Genomic DNA, 2,255 nt, shown 5'->3' on the forward strand with positions numbered 1-2,255 from the left:
ACCCCGGCTCCCCCTGGCAGCCCACCCTCCTGATGCTGGCCCTGGGCGCGGCACTCGGCCTCTTCCAGCTCCCCCTGATCGTCGGCATCCAGTCCACGGTCACCTGGGGCGAACGCGGCACGGCCACCGCCTCGATCCTCTTCTGCCGCCAGACGGGCCAGACCCTCGGCGCCTCCCTCTTCGGCGCGATAGCCAACGGCGTCCTGGCCACCCGCCTCGGCGGCGGCGACCTCGACTCGGTCACCCGCTCCTGGGGCCCCTCCGGCACCCCCGACCACATCCGCCACGCGGTCGCGGACGCGGTCCACGCGGTGTACATCGGAGCGGCGGTGGCGGCGGTACTCGCGTTCCTGGCCCTGCTGCTGATCGCTCCGCGCCGGTTCCCGGTGATCGAGACCGACGGGAGTACTACCCCCTGAATACCTGAGAGCTACTCCACCGCCCGGCCCGTCAGGGCGCTCAGGCTGGTGCGGACGTAGTCCATATGGGCCCGTACGTCGTCCCAGCGTTCGCCGTGTTCGCGCAGGACGCGTTCCGTTTCGCGGGCGATGCGGTCGGACTGGTGGTGGGCCTCGGTGAGGAGGGCGGTGGCGTGGGTGTGGGCTCGGGACTGGAGGTGGGTGGCGGATTTCTCGGCCTCGGTGTGGGTGGTGCGGGCCTCGGAGAGGGCGGACTCCGCGCGGGCGATCAGGGTGGCGTAGTGGGCGTCCAGGGTGCGGGCGCGGGCTAGGGCTTCTCGTTCGATCGCCTCCTTGCGCTGGTCGCGGGTCTGGTCCTGGCGGGTGCGGAGGGACTCGGTGCGGCGGCGTACCTCGCGTAGTCCTTCCAGGGCTTTCGCGCGGTCCTGCTTCACCTCGCGTCGTGCCGTCACGCGGATCTCGTCCGCTTCGGCGCGGGCTCGCGCGACTCGTTGGCGTCCCCATTCCTCCGCTTCCGCGAGGGTGCGGCGGGCCTGCGACTCCGCTTCCTCGCGGATGGCGGCGGCCTGCTCGTCGGCTCGGGCGGCCTGGTCGCGGGCCTCGTGGCGGGCGCGTTCGCGGAGGGCGTGCGCCTCGTGCCGGGCGAGGCGGAAGAGGTGGTGGGCGGTCTCGCCGAGGGTCTCGTAGCTCTGGGGAGTGAGGCGGACTACGGCCTCGCGGAGGCGAGTCGCCTCCGACTCCGCCTCCTTGACCCGCACCGTCAGGCGTGCCGCGCGGTCCCATGCCGCGTCGCGGTCCGCGCACAGGGCGGCGACGTACGCCTCTACCTGCGAGGGACGGTACCCCCGCCCGCGGACCGTTCCGAACCCGTACGGCGACACCGACGCGCTGCCCATGCTGGAAACTCCCCACGAGACCCGAACGATTTTGCGCATATCTTGACGGTTCGGATCGAAAGGTGCGTAACGTGACACTCCGTGAGGGGGTTACGGGGCTCCGGACAGAAAAAGTCCGCAACCGGTTGCTGCCGGTTGCGGACTCCTCCGAGGGCGCGGTCAGGGGCGCGTCACAGCAGCCCGTCCCACATCTGCTCCAGCAGCACCGACCACCAGCTGTCCGGCGAGCCCAGCGCCGCCGGGTCCAGCGAGGCCAGCTGCGCCTGGAAGTCGACGGTCCAGCGGCCCGCCTGCTCCGGGTTCAGGCCGAACCGCAGCCGCCACATCCGCCCCAACAGGGCGAGGCAGCGCGCGAATTCGGGCAGCCCCGAGTTCACGAACTGCGGCGCGACCGGGGCACCGCCGGGACCCGCCTCGACGGGTACGGCGACGATGTTCGCGGTCCCGTACTGCACGCAGATCGCCTTGCCGAAGTCGCTGCCCATCACGAGGTACGAGCCGGCGTCCGCCGAGGGCTGCACGCCGCGCTCCTGCGCGAGCTCCGCCAGCGTCGGGACCGGGCGGCCCGGCTGGGCCTGCGCCCAGAAGAACGGGCCCATGTCCATCGGGAGCCCGGCCGCGACCAGCGTGTGCGCGACGACCGGCGGCACGCCCTGCCGCGCCACCGCCGCCTGCTCGAACCGGAACACACCCGGCCCGAACGCGGCGGCCAGCTCCTGCCCGATCGCCTCCGGCGGTACGGCGGGCGCCTGCTGCACCGGCGGCAACGGGACACGGACCGGGGCGGGCCTCGCCGGGCCGTCCGCGACCTGGTGCAACTCGCCCTGGTGCGCGAGGAGTTGCTGCATCCCCTGCTGACGGCTCGCGTGGTCCGTGCCGTACGGGGCGATGCTCGTGATCCGCGCCTGGGGCCACTGCTCGCGGATCACGAGCATCGCCC

General features: G+C 72.9%; 2 protein-coding genes and 1 pseudogene. 1 reads left to right on the top strand and 2 read right to left on the bottom strand.

Going from position 1 to position 2,255, the window contains the following annotated elements; all coding sequences use genetic code 11:
- Positions 1 to 419: pseudogene (locus AOK24_RS41970) on the top strand (MFS transporter); the annotation flags it as partial.
- 11 nt (positions 420 to 430) lie between these two features.
- Here AOK24_RS41970 and AOK24_RS41975 read toward each other — a convergent pair.
- Together AOK24_RS41975 and AOK24_RS41980 are read right to left on the bottom strand one after the other, a co-directional pair.
- Positions 431 to 1,315, bottom strand: coding sequence for a cellulose-binding protein (locus AOK24_RS41975; protein WP_055725130.1), 885 nt, complete (start codon positions 1,313 to 1,315; stop codon positions 431 to 433).
- Positions 1,316 to 1,485: 170 nt separating this feature from the next.
- Positions 1,486 to 2,255: SUKH-4 family immunity protein (locus tag AOK24_RS41980; RefSeq protein ID WP_055725131.1), on the bottom strand; the 770-nt coding region annotated here is incomplete at its 5' end.

This window comes from Streptomyces niveiscabiei (assembly GCF_001419795.1).
Classification (GTDB): domain Bacteria; phylum Actinomycetota; class Actinomycetes; order Streptomycetales; family Streptomycetaceae; genus Streptomyces; species Streptomyces niveiscabiei.

Excerpts from the sequence above, each read along its gene's own strand:
- AOK24_RS41975 (WP_055725130.1), bottom strand. The coding sequence starts at position 1,315 with ATGGGCAGCGCGTCGGTGTCGCCGTACGGGTTCGGAACGGTCCGCGGG.